The 21,816-nt window shown below is 56.7% G+C and carries 24 protein-coding genes; 4 read left to right on the top strand and 20 right to left on the bottom strand.

From position 1 onward, the window contains the following. From Q0778_RS15115 to Q0778_RS15050, 14 genes are all read right to left on the bottom strand, one after another. Positions 1-1,563: a long-chain-fatty-acid--CoA ligase gene (locus Q0778_RS15115; protein WP_298337197.1), complete on the bottom strand. Its 1,563-nt coding sequence runs from the start codon at positions 1,561-1,563 to the stop codon at positions 1-3. Between the two features lie 92 nt (positions 1,564-1,655). Further along, positions 1,656-2,102, bottom strand: coding sequence for an ABA4-like family protein (locus Q0778_RS15110; protein ID WP_298337193.1), 447 nt, complete (start codon positions 2,100-2,102; stop codon positions 1,656-1,658). Positions 2,103-2,113: 11 nt separating this feature from the next. Next, complete coding sequence (locus Q0778_RS15105; RefSeq protein ID WP_298337190.1) at positions 2,114-2,839, bottom strand: NAD(P)H-binding protein; 726 nt, start codon at positions 2,837-2,839, stop codon at positions 2,114-2,116. Then, positions 2,832-4,025 carry a deoxyguanosinetriphosphate triphosphohydrolase gene (locus tag Q0778_RS15100; RefSeq protein ID WP_298337187.1) on the bottom strand — a complete coding sequence of 398 codons (1,194 nt, stop codon included), beginning with the start codon at positions 4,023-4,025 and terminating at the stop codon, positions 2,832-2,834. Before Q0778_RS15100 ends, Q0778_RS15105 begins: the two co-directional genes overlap by 8 nt. Before the next feature lie 354 nt (positions 4,026-4,379). Next, a complete protein-coding gene (locus Q0778_RS15095; protein ID WP_298302040.1) occupies positions 4,380-5,069 on the bottom strand; it encodes an amino acid racemase in 690 nt (229 codons plus the stop codon). Positions 5,070-5,187: 118 nt separating this feature from the next. Next, on the bottom strand, positions 5,188-6,150 hold the full coding sequence (locus Q0778_RS15090) for an alpha/beta hydrolase (RefSeq protein WP_298337185.1): 963 nt from the start codon (positions 6,148-6,150) through the stop codon (positions 5,188-5,190). Continuing rightward, complete coding sequence (locus Q0778_RS15085) at positions 6,150-7,172, bottom strand: SO2930 family diheme c-type cytochrome (protein WP_298337182.1); 1,023 nt, start codon at positions 7,170-7,172, stop codon at positions 6,150-6,152. Before Q0778_RS15085 ends, Q0778_RS15090 begins: the two co-directional genes overlap by 1 nt. Further along, positions 7,172-8,371: a parallel beta-helix domain-containing protein gene (locus Q0778_RS15080; RefSeq protein ID WP_298302031.1), complete on the bottom strand. Its 1,200-nt coding sequence runs from the start codon at positions 8,369-8,371 to the stop codon at positions 7,172-7,174. The genes Q0778_RS15085 and Q0778_RS15080 overlap by 1 nt, the downstream gene beginning before the upstream one ends. 65 nt (positions 8,372-8,436) lie before the next feature. Then, positions 8,437-8,802 carry a hypothetical protein gene (locus Q0778_RS15075; protein ID WP_298302029.1) on the bottom strand — a complete coding sequence of 122 codons (366 nt, stop codon included), beginning with the start codon at positions 8,800-8,802 and terminating at the stop codon, positions 8,437-8,439. Positions 8,803-8,804: 2 nt separating this feature from the next. After that, positions 8,805-10,220, bottom strand: a complete 1,416-nt coding sequence (locus tag Q0778_RS15070) for an NAD(P)(+) transhydrogenase (Re/Si-specific) subunit beta (protein WP_298337715.1) — start codon at positions 10,218-10,220, stop codon at positions 8,805-8,807. Between the two features lie 104 nt (positions 10,221-10,324). Then, complete coding sequence (locus Q0778_RS15065; protein WP_298302026.1) at positions 10,325-10,609, bottom strand: NAD(P) transhydrogenase subunit alpha; 285 nt, start codon at positions 10,607-10,609, stop codon at positions 10,325-10,327. Further along, a complete protein-coding gene (locus Q0778_RS15060; RefSeq protein ID WP_298337179.1) occupies positions 10,609-11,028 on the bottom strand; it encodes a hypothetical protein in 420 nt (139 codons plus the stop codon). The genes Q0778_RS15065 and Q0778_RS15060 overlap by 1 nt, the downstream gene beginning before the upstream one ends. Before the next feature lie 8 nt (positions 11,029-11,036). Further along, a complete protein-coding gene (locus tag Q0778_RS15055; protein WP_298337176.1) occupies positions 11,037-12,158 on the bottom strand; it encodes an NAD(P) transhydrogenase subunit alpha in 1,122 nt (373 codons plus the stop codon). 13 nt (positions 12,159-12,171) lie between these two features. Continuing rightward, positions 12,172-12,294: a hypothetical protein gene (locus Q0778_RS15050; RefSeq protein ID WP_298302020.1), complete on the bottom strand. Its 123-nt coding sequence runs from the start codon at positions 12,292-12,294 to the stop codon at positions 12,172-12,174. A 407-nt stretch (positions 12,295-12,701) separates the two neighbouring features. On the opposite strand from Q0778_RS15050, the gene Q0778_RS15045 reads away from it, so the two are divergent. After that, positions 12,702-14,096, top strand: a complete 1,395-nt coding sequence (locus Q0778_RS15045; protein WP_298337712.1) for a sigma-54 dependent transcriptional regulator — start codon at positions 12,702-12,704, stop codon at positions 14,094-14,096. Between the two features lie 15 nt (positions 14,097-14,111). Here Q0778_RS15045 and Q0778_RS15040 read toward each other — a convergent pair whose 3' ends face one another. Beyond that, positions 14,112-14,873, bottom strand: coding sequence for an outer membrane beta-barrel protein (locus Q0778_RS15040; RefSeq protein WP_298302018.1), 762 nt, complete (start codon positions 14,871-14,873; stop codon positions 14,112-14,114). 219 nt (positions 14,874-15,092) lie between these two features. Between Q0778_RS15040 and Q0778_RS15035 the strand changes: the two genes are divergently transcribed. After that, entirely contained in the window at positions 15,093-15,863 is a 771-nt protein-coding gene (locus Q0778_RS15035; RefSeq protein WP_298337173.1) for an SDR family oxidoreductase, read from the top strand. A gap of 6 nt (positions 15,864-15,869) precedes the next feature. On the opposite strand, the gene folP is transcribed toward Q0778_RS15035, so the two are convergent. From folP to Q0778_RS15010, 5 genes are all read right to left on the bottom strand, one after another. Then, entirely contained in the window at positions 15,870-17,012 is a 1,143-nt protein-coding gene (folP, locus tag Q0778_RS15030; RefSeq protein ID WP_298337170.1) for a dihydropteroate synthase, read from the bottom strand. A 241-nt stretch (positions 17,013-17,253) separates the two neighbouring features. Next, a complete protein-coding gene (locus Q0778_RS15025; RefSeq protein WP_298337168.1) occupies positions 17,254-18,048 on the bottom strand; it encodes an outer membrane beta-barrel protein in 795 nt (264 codons plus the stop codon). Between the two features lie 165 nt (positions 18,049-18,213). Next, on the bottom strand, positions 18,214-19,356 hold the full coding sequence (locus Q0778_RS15020; protein WP_298337165.1) for a site-specific DNA-methyltransferase: 1,143 nt from the start codon (positions 19,354-19,356) through the stop codon (positions 18,214-18,216). A 241-nt stretch (positions 19,357-19,597) separates the two neighbouring features. Continuing rightward, positions 19,598-20,131, bottom strand: a complete 534-nt coding sequence (locus Q0778_RS15015; RefSeq protein WP_298337162.1) for a nuclear transport factor 2 family protein — start codon at positions 20,129-20,131, stop codon at positions 19,598-19,600. A gap of 125 nt (positions 20,132-20,256) precedes the next feature. Continuing rightward, positions 20,257-20,700: a MarR family winged helix-turn-helix transcriptional regulator gene (locus tag Q0778_RS15010; protein ID WP_298302003.1), complete on the bottom strand. Its 444-nt coding sequence runs from the start codon at positions 20,698-20,700 to the stop codon at positions 20,257-20,259. A gap of 102 nt (positions 20,701-20,802) precedes the next feature. Here Q0778_RS15010 and Q0778_RS15005 point away from each other — a divergent pair, with 102 nt between their 5' ends. After that, a complete protein-coding gene (locus tag Q0778_RS15005) occupies positions 20,803-21,288 on the top strand; it encodes a hypothetical protein (RefSeq protein WP_298302001.1) in 486 nt (161 codons plus the stop codon). A gap of 1 nt (position 21,289) precedes the next feature. Continuing rightward, positions 21,290-21,700, top strand: a complete 411-nt coding sequence (locus tag Q0778_RS15000; protein ID WP_298337160.1) for a DoxX family protein — start codon at positions 21,290-21,292, stop codon at positions 21,698-21,700. Positions 21,701-21,816 lie beyond the last annotated feature (116 nt).

Below are 21,816 nucleotides of genomic sequence, written 5' to 3'. Positions count from 1 at the left end.
TTAGGAAACTTGCCGGTCCTGCCCTTCCCAATAGGGAGCACGCAGTTGTCGCCGCAGGATCTTGCCCGAGGCATTGCGCGGCATTTCCGAAATCACGTCGACGCTCTTTGGTGCTTTGAATGCTGCGATCCGCTCACGCGTATAGGCGATCACATCACCCGCATCGATATCCATTCCCGGCTTTGGCACGCAACAGGCTTTGACCTCTTCGCCCCATTGCTCCGACGGGATACCAATCACAGCCACTTCCGCGATAGCCGGATGGCCATAGATCGCGCTCTCGACTTCAGCAGGATAGACGTTTTCTCCGCCTGAGATGATCATGTCTTTGATCCGATCCTGTATGTAGATGTATCCATCTTCATCCATGATCCCGGCATCGCCTGTGTGGAGCCAACCTGCCGCATCAATTGTTTTTGCGGTCGCCTCCGCAAGCTTCCAATATCCTGCGGTGTTGGAGGGCGAGCGGATGCAAATCTCGCCAATCTCACCGCGCGGCACCTCTTTGTTTTCTTTGTCTCGAATCTGAGCCTCAACTCCAGGGACAGCCTTCCCCGCAGAGCGCATCCGTTCATTGCCCTCTAGCGAGTGGTCCTCCGGCGGAAGCATTGTGACAGTGCCGCAAGTTTCGGTCATGCCATAGACTTGTAAAAAACCAGCTTGTGGCATCGTCGCCACCGCTTGCTTAAGCAATTCTAGTGGCATGGGTGCGGCCCCGTACATAAGGTAGCGAAGGTTTGAGAAATCCGTCTCTTTCGCCAAGGGATGCTGGATCACGAATTGAATGGCTGCAGGCACAAGAAACATATGCGTCGCCCCATTCTGGATCGCGCGGAGCACGCCATCGGGCGTAAACTCAGGGAGGACCTGAGCGCGAATTCCTGCTGACATTGCTACTGCAGAAAGCCCAGTGCCACCAATGTGTGCGCAAGGCATGGCCGCAAGGATGCAATCATCTTCATAGTAGGTTTGCCAAGGCAGAGATGCATCAAGGCCGGGCTTTCGCAAGGCGAACATGTTGCGGTTCGAAAGAGCAACTCCTTTCGGGTTACCCGTCGTCCCTGAGGTGTAGAGCTGGAGGATCGCGTCGTCTTTGTCAGCAGGCTCAAACTCGGCCGGGTCAAGGGCTTGAGCGCTCCGAAACGCACTTTCTGCTTCAAGCACGCGCGGTGCATTTTCCATCACGCCCGTCACTTCGTTTGCTGTGTCGATGAAGTCCTCTTCAACGAACAGAACTTTGGTGCCGGTGTCTTGCAGAATGTAGGTGACCTCAGGTGGGGCCAACCGCCACCCAATCGGGGCAATCACCACTCCGTTGCGCGCAGCCGCGTGCAGCAGCAGGAAAAAGCGGTCCGAATTCTTGCCGAGCCATGCGATACGGTCGCCCGGACCCACGCCATGTTCTTTGAACAAAGCAATGATGCGGCGCGTCAAAACCTCGGCTTCGCCATAGGTCGTTGCCCGCTCCCCCATCTCGAGCGCAATCTGATTGGGGCTAACACTCGCCCAATGCTTTATGAATTCATCGAAAGATTGAAGATCTTGATGAGTCTCTCCAGCCATGCTTCGTCTCTCCCTCCCTTAGCCTGGGCGGGTGATTAAGCATCTACCGAAGCATTCGTCCATGTTTTTACATAATCGGGACAGCGGACAATTCAGTTCCAGCGACCCTGAGCACGGGCAGCAGGCTCACGAACCATGAGCCAAACGAGCAGCCCGGCCGGCCCTGCGACGAAAGTCATCAACAAAATCGGAGCCTGAATAATGCGAGAGATGAACTTCCCGTCAGCATCGCGTGCAATCCAGAGCCCCACGAACAGGTCGAACGCCAGATAATGCGTCCAACCTATGGTGACACCTACATCGCTCGCGAAAATTGCACGCACCCCCTCAATCGTCGTGAAGTCGGCTCCTCCGCTGTCCGTAGGCACCAGCCCGGTCAGAACCGAACCGAGGCCGACCATGTAGATCAGACACAGGAGTCCGATACCGATGTAGAGAATAGCCGACAAAAGCGCAGGCCAGCGTGGGAGAAAGATCAAAGCAGCCCACGCAATGAGGGCCAATAGGTTCACTGAGTTAAATATCAGACCCCAGTCCATTCGGCCCCCCTCTATTCGGTCTTGGCAGAATGCTTAGCGCGCCAATCTCGTGCAGCGCGCTTGATTGCGTTATTGTCATGGATGAAACGCCCTGCCGCCTTGCGCATCGCCAGGCCCATCGCCGCTTCGCAGACGAGGTCAGCGTTGATCGAACGATAGCCCTGCCATTGGCTGGGCAAAATCGGATCAAGCAAGGGGCTGGCGATCTGCGCGATGGCTTCAAGCGGGCGCAGGTCATCTTTCCGCGAACCCTTCAGTAGCCCAGGACGCAATATATCAACTCGCTTAAAGCCCACTTTAGAAATTGCCTGTTCGGTTTCGCCCTTGGTGCGCATGTAAAAACTCTTCGCCCTGGGATTGGCGCCCGAAGAGCTCACCATCACGAAATTCTGAACCCCCGCCTTTTGAGCCGCTTCAGCTGTAGTGACGATAAGGTCATAATCGACGGCGCGAAACGCGGCTTCGTCGCGGCCCGCTTTGCGCCAGGTCGTTCCCAAGGCGCAAATCAAGGCGCGCGGTTTGATCGCTTCGAGCACCTCGCCCCATTTGGCCGCATCGGCGACGAACATTTCCACCCTCGCTCCTTTGGGCAAGACTGGCTCACGCCGGGCAATGCCCACCATGCGCATCTCATCGCCTGCACTCGTGATCTCGATAAGGCGGCGGCCGATCAGCCCAGTCGCGCCGACAAGACCGACACGAACCGGTTCGTTGGCGGCGTTGATTGCATCAGACATTGATAAGGCCTTCGGGAACATCACCATAAAGCTCTGCGCAAGCTTGCATTGCAAAGCGGTCGCTCATCCCGGCTATGAAATCGGCGATCATCCTTGAGCGTCGCGGCTCAGCTTCGGGAAGCCGGTCATGCCATTCTCGTGGCATAGTGGACGGGTCTTGCGAATAGGCGGCGAACAGCTTTGCGACCACCTCTCGCGCGTGACCAGCAGCGGAAACCTGCTCAGGATGGTAATAGAGTTTTTGGTACATAAAGGCCTTTAGCTTTCGCTCCTGCTCCGCCATTTCGGGTGAGAAGCCCGCCAGTTGCCTATCAGCAGAGCGAATGTGTGCGACTGATTCGAACCCTGCTGTTGAACCTCTTGTGTGCTCAAGCACATCATTGACCATCAATCCGATTTGATCCCGAACAAGCTCGCGCAAGAGGCGGTCTTGCGGTGCGTTTGGAAAGCGTTTTTCGACCGAGCGCCACTGGTTCGCGAGGAAATCGAGCTCCATCAGCTCATCTAGAGTCAGAAAACCTGCGCGAAGGCCATCATCAATGTCGTGATTGTCGTAAGCGATGTCATCGGCAACCGCAGCAATCTGCGCTTCAATCGAAGGCCAAGTGGCAAGGTCCAGGGGAAAAGCTGCATCAAGCTCAGCCAGTGCCCAATTGGGCTGTGTTATCGGTCCATTGTGTTTGGCAAGGCCTTCAAGAAGATCCCATGTCAGGTTGAGCCCCTCGTGCATGGGATAGGGACTTTCGAGCCGCATGACCGTGCGAAGGGTCTGCGCGTTGTGGCAAAAACCTCCGAAGTCGGCCATCGCCTCTGACAAGGCATCTTCGCCAGCGTGGCCGAAGGGCGGATGTCCCAGATCATGTGCAAGGCACAGCGCTTCAGTCAGGTCCTCATCAACGCCCAAAGCGCGCGCCAGCACACGGCCAATCTGCGCAACCTCAATCGTGTGGGTCAGGCGGGTTCTGTAGTGGTCACCATCTGGTGCGATGAAAACCTGAGTTTTCGATTTGAGCCGGCGAAAGCTCATAGAGTGGATAATCCGGTCTCGGTCGCGCTGGAAATCGCTGCGTGGCCCCCGCCTTTCGCCAATCTGCGATCCGGCGGAAGCTGGGCTCCTCAGCGCCCCCTCAAATTCACGTCCACCATGGGCAAATGGGTCAGCAGCAAAGGCAGCGCGGATAGTCACAGCTCTATCGCTTAGGTGAGCGACCAACGTCGCTCAACCAGAACAGATCGGCAACTAACAAGGATTGTCGTGGACAGCATCAACTGCTTGCTGAATCTGCATCGATTCAGAGGGTGTAACTGAAAAAAATGGGACCGCTCACCGGGTGCAATGGGGGGGTGGTAAGCGGCCCCAAGAGCCTTGCAGCTCTCGGGTCATCGGCGCGACCCGAAGACCCAAGCTTGTCTATTTCATTATGATGACAAGCACAGGATTCCGGGTAAGCGGCGGAAACTAAACATGCACCCCACCCTCAGTGTAGATGCGGCCAAATGTTCTTTGCGAGCGACAGGGCGAGTGCTAATTCACCGTGACCTACTCCAGAATCCAATTCGCGGCCGCTTCACAGTGAATGCGGGTTGAATCGAAAACGGGCAGAACATTGGCATCGACGTCCACAATCAGGTCAAGCTCAGTGCACGCAAGGACAATCGCTTCGGCCCCATCTTGCGATTTGTTGGTTATGATCGTTTTCATCGCACGCTCGGCATCGCGGGTGACTTTGCCCACCATCAATTCGTCATAGATAATCTTATCCATGATCTCGACATTGGTCATATTCGGCGGGAGCAAGTCGACACCCTGAGCGACCAGCCGCTTGCGATAGAAGCTTTCAGTCATAACGTTGCGCGTGCCCAAAATAGCCGCGCTCTTGCAGCCCGCTGTCTTCAGTGCTTTGCCAACGTAATCTGCAATATGAAGGATCGGAACATCGACCTGAGCTGCGACTTCATCATAAAGTTTGTGCATGGAGTTGGCGTTGATGATCAAAGCTTCAGCCCCTGCCGCTTCAAGCCGCTTGGCGCTCTCACTCAAGATATCGCTGGCGCGCTGCCATTCCTTGTCCTCCCGCAGCGCGTAAAGCTGGCAGAAATCGAGGCTCTCAATCAGCAAAGGCGCCGAGGCCATAGGGGCCGCACGGCGTTGTACGATACGATTGATCCGGTCGTAGTAAATGCGGGTTGAGACCCAGCTCATCCCACCAATCATGCCCAATTTTCGCAAGAGAGCTTTCCCTCGATTCTCACTGCAGTGCACAATGGGTGTAGCGATCCATGCGTGCATCCGTCCATAGCACGTTAGAAATCTGGCAAAATTAGTTCGTTAGATGGTAAGTGTGCGGTTAAGGAACCTCAGGCTCCAAAGTATTCAGCCATGCTCTGAGATCTGTCAGCGTCGCTTCAGGCGCCTCTTCATGCGGCAAATGTCCGATCCCAGGATAGGCGATGAGCGAGGAACTTGGCAGGCGCTTGTGATACCATGTCCCTGCTTCTACCGGCGTCAGAGCATCCTCTTCGCCCCATAAAATCAGCGTTGGCATCGTCAGGCTGCGAATATCCTCATCGGAATAAACCACGCGCTTTGTGGCAAAGCGATCAATAGTGGCCGCTCGATTGCCCGGATAGCGCAGCAACTCCCAATAGCGGTCTACCGCCTCAGGGGTGACAATTTCCTGGTTGGAAACGCTCTGGGATAGGCTCCGCTCGATAATGCTGCGTGGGGTGATAAAGCGCATCCCCTGGTTCAGAACCGGTGTGGTAGCGATCGAGAATCCGGTGTTGCCTCCCGAGCCGCTCGTTCTCCGAACAGGTGATCCACTCGCGTCGACCAGAACAATGCCTGCAAGGCGTTCAGGATTCTCGAGCGCGTACCCGGCAGTGACCCATCCTCCCATCGAGTTTCCACCAAGCACAAAACGCTCCAAGCCAAGGTGATCGGCGATCCGTTCGACGTCACCAGTAAAATCGGCAAGCGTGTAGGTTCCCCCCACCGCCGGGCCGGTAAGGCCATGCCCAATCTGATCATAGCGGATGACGCGATAGTCTGAGCTAAGACCATCCGCCCAGGGTTGCCATGTGTGCAGGTCAGCGGCGGACCCATGGAGCAGAATGATCGGCAAAGCGTCGCGCGGGCCTTCATCGCGTAGATGCACTTCTTGTCCGTTCGCAAGGGTTACAAATTGTGAGGGCTCACCGCCGTACTTGGCGCGCATTGCATCGCGGTCTGTATCTGGCACGCGGAAGACGAGAAAGACGACGACCAACAGCGCGACAAGGACGCCCAAAATGCGCAAAACCCACTTCATTATTCTGTCCCTTGATCCATTTGCGCGATCCAATCGCGAATGAGCGTGACGGCCTCTTTGTCGACCGTGGAACGTCCAAGTTCAGGCATAGCAACACCCGGCTCATTAGAGTTCATGCGGTGCACCAGAATAGATTTTTCAGGCTTGCCGGGCTCGATGGAGACAAGCAGCCCCCCTGCCCCGCGCCCTGCTGCAACTGGCGGCTTGTTGATCCCAATAGCGAAAGCGTCTTGTTGCTCCCAGCTGAGGTCGAGCCCTGAATTGGAAGCGCCGCCGCCTGGACGGTGGCAGTGGGCGCAATTCAGATCGAGATAGGCCCGCGCGCGCGCGTCTGTTGAGGCGCTGGGATCACTCCACAGAGGTAGCGTATCTGCACCCTCAGCCACCTGGTCGAGCCAGCCTTGTTTATGCATCGAGGCAAGCCATTCGCCCGAGAGGTTCCGCGCTTTGGGACCAATGGGAATAACCTCGCCATCGACCGAGTGACATGCCTTGCACTGGTTCTTGTTGGGGATGCGATAGCTGATTTCCTCACCCGACGGCGTGGTGAGCGGCACCCGTCCGCCAGCCAAAGCCAGCTTTGCCTCGGTCTGCTCTTCATTCCAACGGTATGGGAGCGCGAGCCATCCGTCCGAGCGGTGCAGCAGCACGCGCGTCTCAATGAACCGCTGTTCGTCACCTTCACCGAATGCAAAGGTCTTGATGATGGCTGAGCCTACAGGAAATTTGAGCAGGCCTTCCCCATCGGCATTCATCTGTGCACCTTCGGGCACATAGATGTAGCGCAGCTTTTCCGCGCCATCCGAAAAGAGCGGCGTATTGAGCTCATACGGGTGGACGAAATCGGACGGTTCACGCGCACCATAATCCTGAAAGAAGCCGAATTCTCCAAGGGTGCGCGGGAAACCTTTACCCGTGACCACTTCATCATTGACCATGGGCTTCGGTATGCCAGTCGCTTGCGCTACCACCGATGCCGCAAGCGCAGCCGAAGCTGCAAGAAGAAAGCCAATCCCTCGCATCAGATGCGAGTTTCAAGCTCTGTCGGCGCGCCAACCCCGCTCTTGTCCCAGTCTTCGGGAGCGGTCTTGGCATCAAGAGGAGCGGGATTGGCTCCGCCCAAGCCTTTGCCTTGCTCCGGCAGGTTGAGGGTCCATCCCGGAATTCCGCCGGTAACATAGAGTGCCGAGCGCTCGGGATCACTTAGGCCATCCCAAAGGATTGGCGGAAGCTCACCTCCAAAGGCCTGAGCAATCGCCTCACCACCGTCGAGATCAGGTTCATAACCGCCGCGGTCCACGGCATTCACACCGATCACGACATTGCGGGGGTAGGGATTGTAGCGCTCATCGGAGAACTGCTGTGTGTAGGCGACGATCATGAAAGGCGCGGTTGGATTGTCTTCCAACGCGTTGTTCTCGACCCAAACGTTCTCATTGGCCATGACCATGATGCCGGTCCCGCGACGAACACCAGCCACAATGTTTCCTGGAGGCGCGAAATTGGGTGTCGTATTCTCTGTTACGAGATTCTGACGCACGATGACATTGCCGCCGTTCATTACCGGTAAGCCGGGAAGGTCGAACACCAAGATGCCGCCCGTGTTGTGGCGCGCTATGTTGTTCTCGACAATGGCGTCGCGGCTGTTTTCGATCTCGATTCCGGCGACATTGTATTCAGCGATTGAGTTGCGGACGGTAATCTTGCTCGATTGGCCGACGTAAATGCCCGCGTCCGACGCGCCCGATACGATCACACCGTCGACCAGCACCCCGGTGCTTTCCACCGGATAGATCGCATAGGCACCGTTTGTCGGCTTGGGCCCTTCGGTCCAAGTGACCCGAATGGCGTGATAGACGATGTTGTCCGCGCCTTTGGATTTGATCCCGTCACCCTTTGGGTTTTCCATCGCAAAATCGCGCAAGGTCACACCATCTGAGGTCACCAACAGACCTTCACCCGCTCCAGCCTGATTGGTGAAGTCAAGCACTGTGCCGTCCATACCGGCGCCTCGAACGGTCACATTATCAACGTCAAGGCTAAGGCCGTCGAGCAGAGTATAGCGTCCTTCTTCAAGGACAATTTCATCACCGGGCTCAGCCAAGATTAGCGCCTCTTGCAGGCGTTCTTGCGCGCCGTCACCTGGGCTGATGGTGTGCGTTTCAGCCAGTGCAGGAGCAGCTGTCGCCAACAAGACTGCGGCCAATGAAATCCTGATCATGTGATGTATCTCCCTCTTCACCTAGCAGTTTGCCAAGCGATCGGGAGAATGCAAGCGCGGAGTGCCTACAATGTCTTGCCAATGAGCTCGATGCCGCAGCTGGTGGCAGTGCCTATGAGCGCCGAGACCGCCTCGCTGTCTTCGACCCGGCGAAGGCGTGCGATGGCTTCTGAGCGGGATTCGGGTATGACCGCTTCACCGCCTTGAGGGCCAAGCTTCTCCAGCTTCTGCAGTTGCTCAATGCTGAGCCTCTCCGTGAGGCGCGGCGCCATACACTCCGCCATCGGTAGTGGCATACCGTTGGCAAGCAGAGCGCCTTCAACGCGCTCCTCCGTAACGGTTTGCAATATCCCGCCGTCGCGGGTGAAGGCCCATACGCCCGCACCGATCAGGGCTATAGCGACCAAAATACCGAGGAGCCGCATTCCCATAATCAGTCCAACGCCTTCACGATCTCTTCGACCATCTTCTTGGCATCAGACAGAAGCATCACGGTCTGGTTCATGTAGAACACATCGTTATCGACGCCAGCATAGCCTACGCCGCCCATAGAGCGCTTGATGAAGAAGACCTGCTTGGCCTTGTCCACATCGAAAACGGGCATGCCGTAGATTGGCGAGCTCTTGTCGGTTTTCGCCGCTGGGTTAACCACGTCGTTTGCGCCGATGATGAAGGCGACATCGGTTTGCGCGAACTCTGAGTTAATGTCCTCAAGCTCAAACACTTCGTCATAAGGCACGTTCGCCTCTGCCAGAAGCACGTTCATATGACCCGGCATCCGCCCAGCGACAGGGTGGATTGCATACTTGACCTCAACGCCCTTCTCTTTGAGCGCATCTGCCATTTCGCGCAGCACATGCTGAGCCTGTGCCACCGCCATACCATAGCCGGGGATGATAATGACCTTCTCGGCCTGCTCCAGCATGAATGCTGCGTCGTCGGCGCTACCCTGCTTGTATGGACGCTGCTCGCGGGGCTCTCCGCCGCCGCCAGCGCTCGCATCCGCGCCAAAGCCACCCGCAATCACGCTAATGAAGCTGCGGTTCATGGCGCGGCACATGATATAGGAAAGAATCGCACCCGATGAGCCGACAAGCGCGCCGGTTATGATCATGGCGCTGTTGCCCAGGGTAAAGCCCATGGCCGCTGCCGCCCAGCCGGAATAGCTGTTCAGCATGGAGACAACGACTGGCATGTCCGCGCCTCCAATCGGGATGATGAGGAGGAAACCGATGAGGAAAGCAAGAATGGTGATCCAGATGATCAACATTCCTTCGCCCGGACCGCCAGCGCCACTCAGAGCGTAGGCTGTGATCAAGCCAAGGATCGCGGCAAGCGTACCCAGATTGATGAAGTGTCGAAGTGGCAAGAGGATGGGAGAACCACTCATCCGGCCCGACAATTTCAAGAAGGCAATAACCGAACCTGAGAAAGTAATCGCACCGATTGCGATGCCAAGTCCCAGCTCCACGCGGCTCACGACAAGGATCTGACCAGCCTCGTCCAGAATGCCAAATGCACCCGGGTTAAGCCACGCTGCAAGGCCGACGACCACAGCCGCCAAGCCTACAAGCGAGTGAAAGCCCGCAACCAGTTCAGGCATTGCCGTCATGGCGATCTTACGCGCGATAGTGACGCCAATGATTGCGCCCAAGAAAATCGCAATCCCGATCTCGACAATGTTGGCAATGTCGTGGGTGACCAGCGTCGTCACCAGAGCAATCGCCATACCGATCATGCCATTACGGTTACCCGCACGGCTTGAAGCTGGCGATGAAAGCCCACGAAGCGCAAGGATGAAGAAGACGCCTGCTGCAAGGTAGGCGAGTGCTGCCACAGACTCTTGCATCGGGCCATGAAGCAGTCCTTGGGCCGCCCATTGCTCTGGTGTACAGTCGGCAACACACTCCACCGGAGCGAATTCAGCAGAAGCTGCGAGAAGCGAGAAGCTCATCACTTCTTCTCCTTCTTCTTATACATGGCGAGCATTCGCTCCGTTACGGCAAAGCCGCCAAAGATATTGATCGAGGCCATCACCACGCCAGCAAGACCCAGCCACTTGGCAAGCGGGCTCGTCGCCTCAGCCGCTGCGATAAGCGCGCCGACGATAATCACCGAAGAAATCGCATTGGTCACAGCCATCAAAGGCGTGTGCAATGCGGGTGTCACCGACCACACCACATAGTAACCGACGAAACACGCCAGCACGAAGATGGATAGGATTGAGATAAAGTCCATTATTTGTCCTGTCCGGATACAGGCGTCACCAGCCGATCCATTCTATCAAGCACGCTGTTAGCTACTGAGATTTCGAGTTTTTCGTATTCAAGAGTTTCCTGCTCCGTGAAATCCGGACAAGCGATATCAACGAGCGACATCTGATAGTCATAGTCCGCACGGGCAATCGCCATGTCGAGTTTTTGTGCCTCTGCCGGAAGGCTCTCAACAAACAGCTCGAACCGATCAATGGTCGGCTGCATCGCCGGGGTCGTACCACAAGGGTTGAAGATCGCTCCGATAACCACACCTGCCTCAGCCCTCAGTTGAGCACCACTAATCACATCGTCATAGGTGTAGAGCACTGGGACAGTTTCCCCCGGCCCTGCGCAGGCTGCGGCGCTGGCAAGAAGCGCCCCAGGCAGAATGAAAGGCCACATGGCCGCCATCACCCCTGAAGCCTCTCGTTCACCATTTCGCCACCCTTTGTCAGACGGATCGCATCGCCGATTTCCTCGTCGAGTTCAGGCTTGCCGGTCTCGGCGTCCCAAAATGCGGAGAGGAAGTTGTAGTGATTGCGCGCGAACAACGCCGATGCATCTGCTGCCAGATGCGCAGGCGTATTGGAGTAGCCGATGATCTTCACACCGTGCTTCTCGACAATTTTGTCTGGCTTAGAGCCTTCGACGTTGCCGCCTTGGGCAACGGCCAAGTCATAGATCACGCTGCCCGGCTTCATCGTAGCGATCTGCTTGTCCGTGATCAGCACGGGCGCCGCGCGGCCTGGGATCAGGGCGGTGGTAATCACAATGTCCTGCTTGGCGATGTGCTCAGAGACAAGCTTGGCTTGCGCGGCCTTATACTCATCACTCATCTCGGTGGCGTAACCGCCCGAACCTTCGCCTTCGATGCCTTCGACTTCGGTCACGAAAATCGCTTTCGCGCCAAGGCTTTCAATCTGTTCCTTAGTGGCTGAGCGCACGTCTGTCGCCGAAACCTGCGCTCCCAAGCGCCGCGCCGTCGCGATGGCTTGAAGGCCTGCGACGCCCACGCCCATGATAAAGCATCGCGCGGCCTGAACCGTGCCAGCTGCTGTCATCATCATTGGGAAAGCGCGGCCATAGGTATCCGCGGCGGCCAAAACGGCCTTGTAGCCTGCGAGGTTGGACTGGCTCGAAAGAACATCCATCGACTGCGCGCGGGTGATGCGCGGCATGAATTCCATCGAAAGCGCTTCGAAACCCGCTTTGGCATAGGCATCCAGCAGATCGCCGTTCTGAAATGGGCCGAATAGAGCCGCTACCCAGGCGCCGGCATTGGCACCCTTGAGATTGGCGACCTCGGGAGCCTGCACACCCAGTACAATGTCTGCGCTCTTGACGGTCGCAGCAGCCGTTCCGACCGTGGCCCCCGCTTCAGCATAGGCCTCATCGGGAATCGAGGCAGTAAGGCCAGCGCCTTTCTCGACCGCAAACTCATTGCCCAAAGCGATGAATTTCTTCACCGTTTCAGGGGTCGCAGCCACCCGCATTTCGCCAGCGGCACGCTCTTTCAGAACAGCAATTTTCATTGAGGCTGCGCCTTTACGGCGCGATCAGCGCAATGACGATAAATGTGATGATCGCGATGAGCGGAATTGCCCATTTGAGCGCTCCCATAAAGCCCGCGTATGTGGAGCGTGCGTGATCCATATCATTGACCGACATTGTAACTTGTCCCTTTAGCTAACTTTCCCTCGAACGATCCTTCAATCGCGCCCCAAATCGAACAGTGTTGCGAATGGAATGTGATCGCTCGTCATTTGTTCCCGTAGCCCACTATCGAAGGGCAAGCACTTGCTCAACCCATCACGGGTGTTTGTTGTTCCGAACCGAACAGAGAATGGTCTGAAGAGTGACAACTCGCAACAGCCTTAATTCCGTCTTTACCCGCCTCCTTTATGCCAACAACACGTCTCACCCCGGGGCGATGGCCGGGGCTTGAAGGAATCAGGGCCGAATATATGGCGCAAAGCGATGAACACCCTGAGTATTTGTCGGGCGTACACACCGATGACGCTCGTGCGGGTGGCACAGATTTGCACGACGAATCGGACCTCGATACGCGCATCGTCATGCTCATCGATGATGAGCCCGCCCAAAGTCGCTTGATTTCTGCAATCGCCGCGCGTGACGGCTGGCGCACGGTCGTTGCCAGTGATGCGGAGACTGCCATCGCAATGCTGGGCACACGCGAAGGGATGCAGCTTTCTGCTATCCTTCTCGATCAATGGGTCCCAGGCGATGATGCATGTTCGCTTATAGCCGAGCTTAAAGAGCGTCGACCTGCACTCCCTATTCTCATGCTTACCACCAGCGCTTCTCCTTTGCTTGCGGTCGAAGCGATGCGTGCGGGGGCCAGTGACTATCTCGTGAAGCCAGTCTCTCCTGACCGGCTGATGGAAGCCTTGCGCGCGGTCACCACGAGAGAAGCACCACGCGATGAGCTTGCTCCACTGACCGAGAAGATGTCGGCGAGCCTCGATTTCGACGCGATGATCGGCACGGCACCGCCGTTTCGTACCGCTCTCGCGCAAGCCGCCAAGGCGGCCCGAGGTCACAACCACTCGCTAATCGAAGGCGAAAGCGGGACCGGGAAAGAGATGCTGATGCGTGCCATGCATGCCGCGTCACCGCGCTCCAAAGAGTCTCTGCGCATCGTCAATATCGCTAGCGTTCCTCCAAACTCTATCGAATCTGTGTTGTTCGGCCACGAGCCCAACGCCTTCCCCGGTGCTTTTGACCGTCAGATCGGCGCGCTTCAGCATTGCGATGGTGGCACTCTTGTTTTGGACGAGATCGATCGGCTGAGCATAGCTGTACAAGAGCGCCTGTTTGATGGGCTTGAGACCGGTATCGTGCGCCCGGTTGGTGCCGCTCACGGCTTCCGCGTCGATGTCCGTATTCTGTCAGCCAGCAATATGAGCCTCCAGCAGCTTGTCGATGGCGGTGTGTTTGACAAAGCCCTCGCAGGCAAGCTCGGTGCCACCCGCGTGCAACTGCCACCTTTGCGAGAGCGCACCGGCGATATCCCGGCCCTCACCCGGCATTTTCTCACCCGCATTGGTGAGCAACCCGGTCTGACGCATCTGTCAATTTCTGACAGCGCACTTGCGCTCCTTGCCGCATATGACTGGCCGGGCAACGTGCGTCAGTTGCAATCTGTCCTGTTCCGGGCGGCCGTTTATTGCGAGGGCGATACGCTGACCGCCGACAGCTTCCCACAGCTTTCCGAAATGATCGGTGAACTAGAATGCTCGACCCGCTCGGCTCAGCATGAAGGTGTAGGTGTGATGCTCTACACAGAGGACGGCAATCTGCGCCCGCTTGAAGAGATCGAGGCCGATGTGATCCGCTTGGCCATCGGTCATTATCGAGGACGGATGACCGAGGTCGCCCGACGGCTTGGGATTGGGCGTTCTACGCTCTATCGCAAGCTGAGCGACCTCGGCATCGACAATGCAGCTTAGCCAGCCAGGCACCGCTTAGAAGTTATAGCGAACTCCTGCGACGAAGCTGACAGTTTCGTAATCACCTGAGAGATCCGAGCTGAAATCGTTCGCACCGCCGCCGATGAACCGGCGCTCAAGATCAACGCCATCCACTCTCTGATATCGTGCTCGAGCATCCAATGCGATCGCATCTGTGACATCATAGCGAAGACCGATATCACCCTGATAGACGAACGCTGTGTCGTCGTCGGCCACAGTGAAGGTTGGCGCGGTTGCGGTTGCCGGGAAATATGCAACACTGCTGTCTACATCAGCGATCCCGATGCCGCCGCCAAAGAACGGGGTCAGTCGCTGGTTATCCGAATGGATGATATCGGCCTGATAGTTCACAGTGAATGTCTGAACATCAACCTCACCTCCGAAGGTCTGGTCGCCGCCGTTAAAACTACCACCGTCAACGCCGGGGCTGGCATAGGTATACTCAAGTTCAAAGCTGGGCTGGATAGCGCCGAACAGAACGGTCGGAAGTTGATAGCCAATAGCTCCCGAGAGCGTGACATCACTGTCGAGGTCGATGTCGACATTGGCGGGGGCACCAGCAACGCCAGGCGATAGGCCTTCGGGGGCTTGAATACCATCAAGATCAAAATCACTGGGCAGAGTGATGCCCACTCCACCGCGAACATAAACCCCGCCGTCAACTTCCTGAGCGGCTGCGGATGTCATTGGAAGGACGATCGCACCTGCGCCAGAAACGAGGGTCAGTGCTATGCGGTGGGAAGAGGTAAAGGTCATGTAAAAACTCCTGAGGACGTTCGGGGACTATCAAGACACGCCGTTCTCACACGCGCCTCGTGCATGGGTTCGCCCCCTTTTCGAACTTGGTTACATCTTTTTTCGACCTTTGCGGTGAGCCGTTTTTACCCCTGATTTCCTGCTGTTAGAAATGACTCCAGAGCAGCGCAAAAGATCGGATGCTTGATCATTGGCGAAGCGGGTTCTAGCGCGCTCGTCATGACCACTCTCAAAGACTTCGCCGGCCGCACGGCACTCGTTACAGGCGCAGCTTCGGGCATTGGCGCTGGCTGTGCGAAGCTCTTTGCAGAACGCGGAGCGGCAAAGCTGTTCCTCGTCGATGTTGATGCCGAGGGGCTCGCTGCACTCAACCTCGACTGCGAAGTTGAAGCCATCAAAGGAAGCGTCGCCGATGAAGCCTTGTGGGACGGGCTGGAGCCCAAGCTTGCTGACCTCGATCATGCTGTCGTCAACGCTGGGATCGGTGGATTTGGCGAGGTGGCAGACCTCGAATTCGCCGAGTGGCGCAGGGTTATGGATGTGAACCTCGATGGGGCCTTCCTGACGCTGCGCGCCGCTTTGCGAGCGATCAAGGCCAATGAAAAGGGCAGCGGCGGCAGCGTGGTTGTCACCGGCTCCTCGACCGGTGTGAAGCCAGTTCCCGGCATTGGCCCGTATGGCCCTGCCAAAGCCGCCGTCGCACACATGGCTCGCATTGCCGCGATGGAGAACGCCTCCGCCAACATCCGCGTCAATGCCATCGCTCCGGGCGGGGTCGACACCGCCATCTGGGAGGGCGGAGACGACTTCAACCGCTCTGTCGAAGCGATTGGCCGCGAGGAAACCATCAAGCGCATGTCCAAGACAACGCCGAATCAACGCTTTGCAACTTCAGAGGAAATAGCCGGAACCATCCTCTACATGCTCAGCGATGCGGGCTCCAACATCACTGGCCATGTATTGGTTAGCGACGGCGGGTTCACCCTCTAACGGCAATCACATACCCGGCAGCAGGCTAAAGTCGGTCAGAGCCGCATCGCGCAGCCCGCGCCATACATTGCGCGCCTGAACCGTCTCAGGCACGTCATGCACCCGCAGCATATGCGCGCCAGCATTCATTGCCGCCATGGCCAAGGCAATCGATCCACCAAGCCGCTCATGCGGGGGCTCTTCACGGCTCAGCGCGCCGATCATGCGCTTGCGACTTAGCCCGACAAGCAGCGGACTTCCCAATGCATGGAAAAGCGGTAAAGCATTGATAAGTAAAAGGTTATCAGCAAGAGATTTGCCGAAGCCGATGCCCGGATCGATCATGATCCGCTCCTCCGCAATACCGCCAGCAATCGCCTTGGCGCGCTGGTGATGAAGTGTGTCGAACACATCGCTCACCACATCCTTGTATTCGCCTCCGCTCAAGCCCTCTAACGAATGCAAGTCTTCGCCGGTCCCCGGAGCGTGCATCAACACGACCGGGCATTTTGCACTCGCGACTAGCTCGAGCATGCGTGGGTCATAACGCAGGGCAGAGACATCGTTGGCCATATGCGCCCCCTTGCCAAGCGCCGCCTCCAGCACGCCCGCCCGCCTTGTATCGACGCTGATCGCAGCGCCCATTTGTGCGCAATACTCAATCGCCGGGACTACCCGATCAATCTCATCACCCTCAAAGGTCGCGTTGCCTCCTGGCCGCGTGCTTTCTCCGCCAATGTCGATGATGGATGCGCCGGCTTCGAGCATTGCCGCCGCATGGGCCGCCCCTGCATCGGGCTTCTCTAGCCATTCGCCACCGTCGCTAAAGCTGTCTGGTGTTACATTGAGCACACCCATGACCTGTGGCTGATCGAGGCGGACGGTGCGCTCCCCCAATGGCAAGGGATCGTGAACCTTTTGAAGGTTCGCCCACTGCACTTGCGCTTCGCGGGCCAGCGTCCCTCCAGGTTCATCCAAAGCTTCAGCTGCATCACTTAAGCCGAAGACCCGGCGGTGCGTTACCTTTCCCTCTTCGCGCACGATAAGCACAAAGCGGCTGGCATAGGCCATCGTGCCAGCGAGCCGGATCGCTCCTGGACCGTCCCCGGTGGATTCGCTTTGTGGACCAAGCGCAAGGCCAACTGGGTGAAGATAAATATTGGAGCTCATAAGCGTTCTGATCTCTTCCGGTTTGAGACACTTGAGACACTGTCTAAAGGCAAAAGGTTTTTCGGCCCTAAATCGCCATTGAAGCGGTCGTAAAGGAGCCTGTTTGATGCATGGCCATGGGCTTTAGCAAAGCGGTGGCTTGTAGGACAGAAGCCACCCTCAATTACCCCCTGCCTTGGGCCCATCGAAAAAGGGCCGCGCATCCCTGCACGGCCCTTTCGCTTTGAATGAGACTGGGCTCTTAGCCGCCAAATCGCACGCGCACTCCAGCGGTAAGCAACGACTGTTGGCTTTCAACACCCAGAGTGGCGGGCAACAGGGTAAGAGGAATGTCCGCATCCTCTGTCGTGTCGCGGAAAGTGTACTGTCCAAAAAGCTCGACGGTGTCCGTCACCGCATAGCTCGCACCGGCCATCAATTGATAGGCAAAGACACCATCATCGTCGTCGCCGACCTCCACGCCGGATGGCGCATAATCAACATCCACCCACTGATAGCCGACGCCAGCGCCAACATAGGGCTTGAACCCACTGCCAGTTTGAATGTCGTAGAAGACATTGCCGTACACGCCGAAATTGGAGACATCGCCCTGCCCATCGGCAAGCACGTCTCCAACGGTTGGATTGCCCGCGTCGGCCGGGCCGCGCGTGAGAACGGCGGAATCAACACCGTCGATATTGGCCCCGCCGACCAATAGCCCCTCGTGGCTATCAACGTCATATTCGGAATATGCGGCTTCGACCTCAACGCGGAAGCCATTGTTAAAGGCATATCCGGCTTGGCCACTTATCGTGTAGCCAGTGTCAAAGTCAGTTTCCAACGCAAGATCGGTGCCCTCCGGGATTGAACCAAAGTCATCGGTTTCGGGAACGCCTGCATCGAATGTGCCTGAATTGGAACTGTCACTGGGCAGCGAGACACCGCCGCTAAGGCCAATGTATGGGCCTTCTTGTGCGCCGTCTTGTGCAGCCGCGGGGACAGCAACAATGGCGGCCATAACAACCGGAACGAAGGTGAGATTTGAAAGGTGTTTCATGGGTCTTCTCTTCTCCTAAACCCACGCGCGAGAGTTAGGGGATTGCGCGAGGGATCACGCAATTACGAAGAGGTAATCTGAACGGTTGACTACAGGATCGGCGAGCCGTGCAAGGCAGGCGATAACGATTCATGGTTTTCGATGAAGCGCCTTTTGTGTAGGATGCTAGTCCTCGTTCGCGAGACGGTAGAGTTCGCGTGCGGCATCGACCGGCTTCATCTCGCCGCCATCCTCATAGTACCAAAAGGTCCAGCCATTGCAGCTTGGCGCGCCTTGGAGGTCTTTGCCAAGGCCATGGATTGAGCCCACCTGACCATTGCAATCAAGCGAACCGTCTGCCCTCACGGTCGCGGTCCAGCGGCGCTTCTTGTCGAACACTTGCGAACCTGGTTTGATCAGCCCGCTTTCGACCACAGCACCAAAGGCAACACGCGGGGCGGCCTTCTTTGATTGCATTGTGGTGAGCGCGCTTTCATCGAGTGGCAGTTCTTTTTCAATGCGTTTGAGCGCCGCATTGCGGTAAGTGCCCTCACGCTCGCAGCCGATCCATTCTCGGCCCAAACGCTTGGCCACCGCACCGGTTGTGCCCGTTCCAAAGAAAGGATCGAGCACAACGTCCCCTCGCTCTGTAGTGGCGAGGAGCACGCGGTAGAGCAAGCTTTCCGGCTTTTGCGTAGGATGAACTTTGGAGCCGTTCTCTTTGAGCCGCTCATTGCCTGAACAAATCGGTAGCACCCAATCGGAGCGCATTTGCAGCTCGTCATTGAGCGTTTTCATCGCGCGATAGTTGAAATGATAGCGCGACTTCTCTCCCTGCGAGGCCCAAAGGAGCGTCTCATGTGCATTGGTAAAGCGCGTGCCTTTGAAGTTGGGCATCGGATTGGTCTTGCGCCACACGATATCGTTGAGAATCCAAAAGCCGATATCCTGCAAGATTGCGCCGACACGGTAGATATTGTGATAGCTGCCAATCACCCAAAGGGCGCCGTCAGGCTTCAGAATTCGCTTCGCTTCAATCAACCAAGCTTTTGTAAACTCGTCATAAGAACGGAAGCTATCGAACTGGTCCCAATGGTCAGTCACCGCGTCCACTTCGGAACCATCGGGACGATTGAGGTCGCCGCCAAGCTGCAGATTGTAGGGTGGATCTGCGAAGACAAGATCGATGGAATTGTCGGGCAAAGAGCGCATGGCTTCGATGCAATCGCCATCGAGGATTTGCCCGAGTGGCAGGAGCCCGCGCACGTCCTGCGGGGTGGCTTTTGCCCCGCGTTTTGTTCGCTGCTTTGTTGTTTCCATCACGCCCATAATCTGCCCCAAAAAAAGGTACCGTCAAACTTATCCACAGGGGATGAGTCCCTTTGGACTCCGCGTCAAGCGCTTAGTTTCTGAGGCCTTATGGTTAATGCTTCGTAAACGCCCCTAAGTGAACCGAGGAACAAAACGGGGCCCCACACAATCTTGAGTCCGCCCGCAAAAGCGGGACTCAAGATGTAGGGGGTGTTGCGCGGAGGACTCGAGCTCCGGCTTTCTTGTGTAGCCTAATGCGTTAGCCACCGCTCTCACCCGACATCAGCTCTTCGATGTACTTTTGGGTGGCAGGATCGAGAGTTGAATCATGGCGCACAACTTTCCAGACTCCGTCACGCTTCTCCAATGTGTCCACGTTCACCGCCGAACCGACATACTCAAGCGATGAAACCCGCTCAAAAACGATCAAGTAGGACGTGACAATAGCCTGTTCGCTATCGCCGCTGATGACAAGATTGCTCGCGGAGTGCCGACGATTGCTAATAAAGGGGCGCACTTGCTCTAGTGCTTTTGCCACGTTGCCTGGGCCGACTGCATCTCCAAATCCGGACACGAACACGCCGTCATCGGCAAAAAAACTTCCATAGAGTGAGTAGTCTTCGGCATCCAAGGCATGGTTTAGCCGTGCAATCACCTGGCGGATCGCCTGCTCATCTTGAGGTGTGAGCTGGTTTGCCTCTTGAAGGTAGGAATTGCCATTGGTTTGAGCAGTGACGGGCACGCTAATGCCCAATCCAAGAAGTAAGAGGCCAATTGAAACTGATTTGAACATGCCGGACGCCTCGCGTTTTGAGAGTTGGCAATAGAACTCGCATCAATACTGTCGCTTCCGACAGTTGATCGCAGAATTGCGTTCATAGCTTCAATCGCTACCGAATTCGCAAAAGAGCGCGAAGGTTAGGCCTCCGCATCGACCTTGGCGCTCACCTTTTCCATGATTTTGAGCAACGTCTCTCTTTCGCGCGCAGTCAGTGGATCGAGCAGGAACTGCATGTTCTCAAGATCCTGAGCCTCAATTGCTGCGCGAAGCTCTAGCCCGTCTGGGGTAAGGCGGTGGACCTTGGCACGCCCATCTTGCGGGTGAGGACCGCGCTCCAGATATCCCTTGCGAATCAACCGATCCAAAGCCGATTGCAGCGTGGTAGGAGCAACGCCCAATGCATCCGCAATCGCTTTAGCCGGGCAATCGGGATTGGTGCTGACAAACCGAATTGTCTGAAAATCCAGGGGACTGTAGCGCATCCGGCCCTGAGCCGAGGGAAAGCTCTGCTCGTTCACCAGAAAGAGGTTGATGAGCGAATTGATATGCGAGTGAAGGCGCGCGGCGTGGTCATTTGCCATCGGAACGGACAATCCCCTTGTAATACGACTTTCGTATTATATACTACGAATATCGTACAATTGATTCCTTTCTTCCTCTACCAGCCTCAAAGGACCCCCTCAATGCTCAAACTCAAACTGACTGCCGCGGTTCTTGCCGCATCGACCCCATTTGCCGCATTCGCCGAAACCGGTGATGCCGATCCCGTGCAATCCGTCGTAATTCCCTTGTTCGAGGCGGTTGCTACCGAAGATCTGGCCTCGGCTCAGGCCCATATGGTCGAAGGCGCGCCGATCCATGCGATGTTCAACCCATCGGGCAAGACCGACGATGCCTCGATCCGCACGTTCCCGGCTGTCGCGTATTTCAGCCTCGTCACTCAGAACTACGAGAACATCGTGTTCTCTGACAGGACTTACAGCGTGGGTGACGATGGAAAGACCGTCTGGATGGAAGCCAATGGCGATCTGCGGCTTGAGGCAACGGGCGCACCCTATCGCAACCGATATGTATTCAAAATCACTCTCGACGAAGATCACAAGATCACCGAGATTCACGAATGGGTGAACACAGTCACCCTCACCCAACAGGGAATAGCTGCAAACTGACATGACAAACCAAACCAGCAGCATTCTCTACGCCATTGGAAGAGCGGGGTTGGCCTCGCTTTTCATCTTGGGCGGGGTGAACAAGATCCTGAATTTCGATACCACCCTTGCGACAATCGAAGCGACAATCCTCACGCCCCCGCTGCTGTTCTTGGTCGGAACAATTGATCTTGAGTTGATCTTTGGCCTTGCGCTCGCACTGGGCACCCGATTTGCCGGATGGGCCGCCCTAGGGCTCGCGGTATTCACTCTTGCCACAAACGTCCTGTTCCACCGGTTCTGGGAAATGTCTGGAGAAGTCCAAGCCCTTGAACTCTCGCTTTTCTTCAAGAATATAGCGATAGTCGGCGCATTGCTGGCTTTGGCAAGCATTGAAGACCAAAGGCAGAGTGGCACAAAGCAAGCCGGCTGAAGCTTGAAGAAGCGCGCCTCTCGCTTCCCGTCACAGCGCTCCAAAAATAGAACAAGCCAAAGCGTAATCTTGCCGCTATAGGCTCCCCCAAGTGCGCGACTGGAACCTGTCGCTGC

It is taken from the genome of uncultured Erythrobacter sp., assembly GCF_947502395.1.
In the GTDB taxonomy this organism is placed as follows: domain Bacteria; phylum Pseudomonadota; class Alphaproteobacteria; order Sphingomonadales; family Sphingomonadaceae; genus Erythrobacter.
The sequence above is the reverse complement of the archived record's forward strand: the minus strand, read 5'-3'. Positions and strand labels throughout refer to the sequence as shown.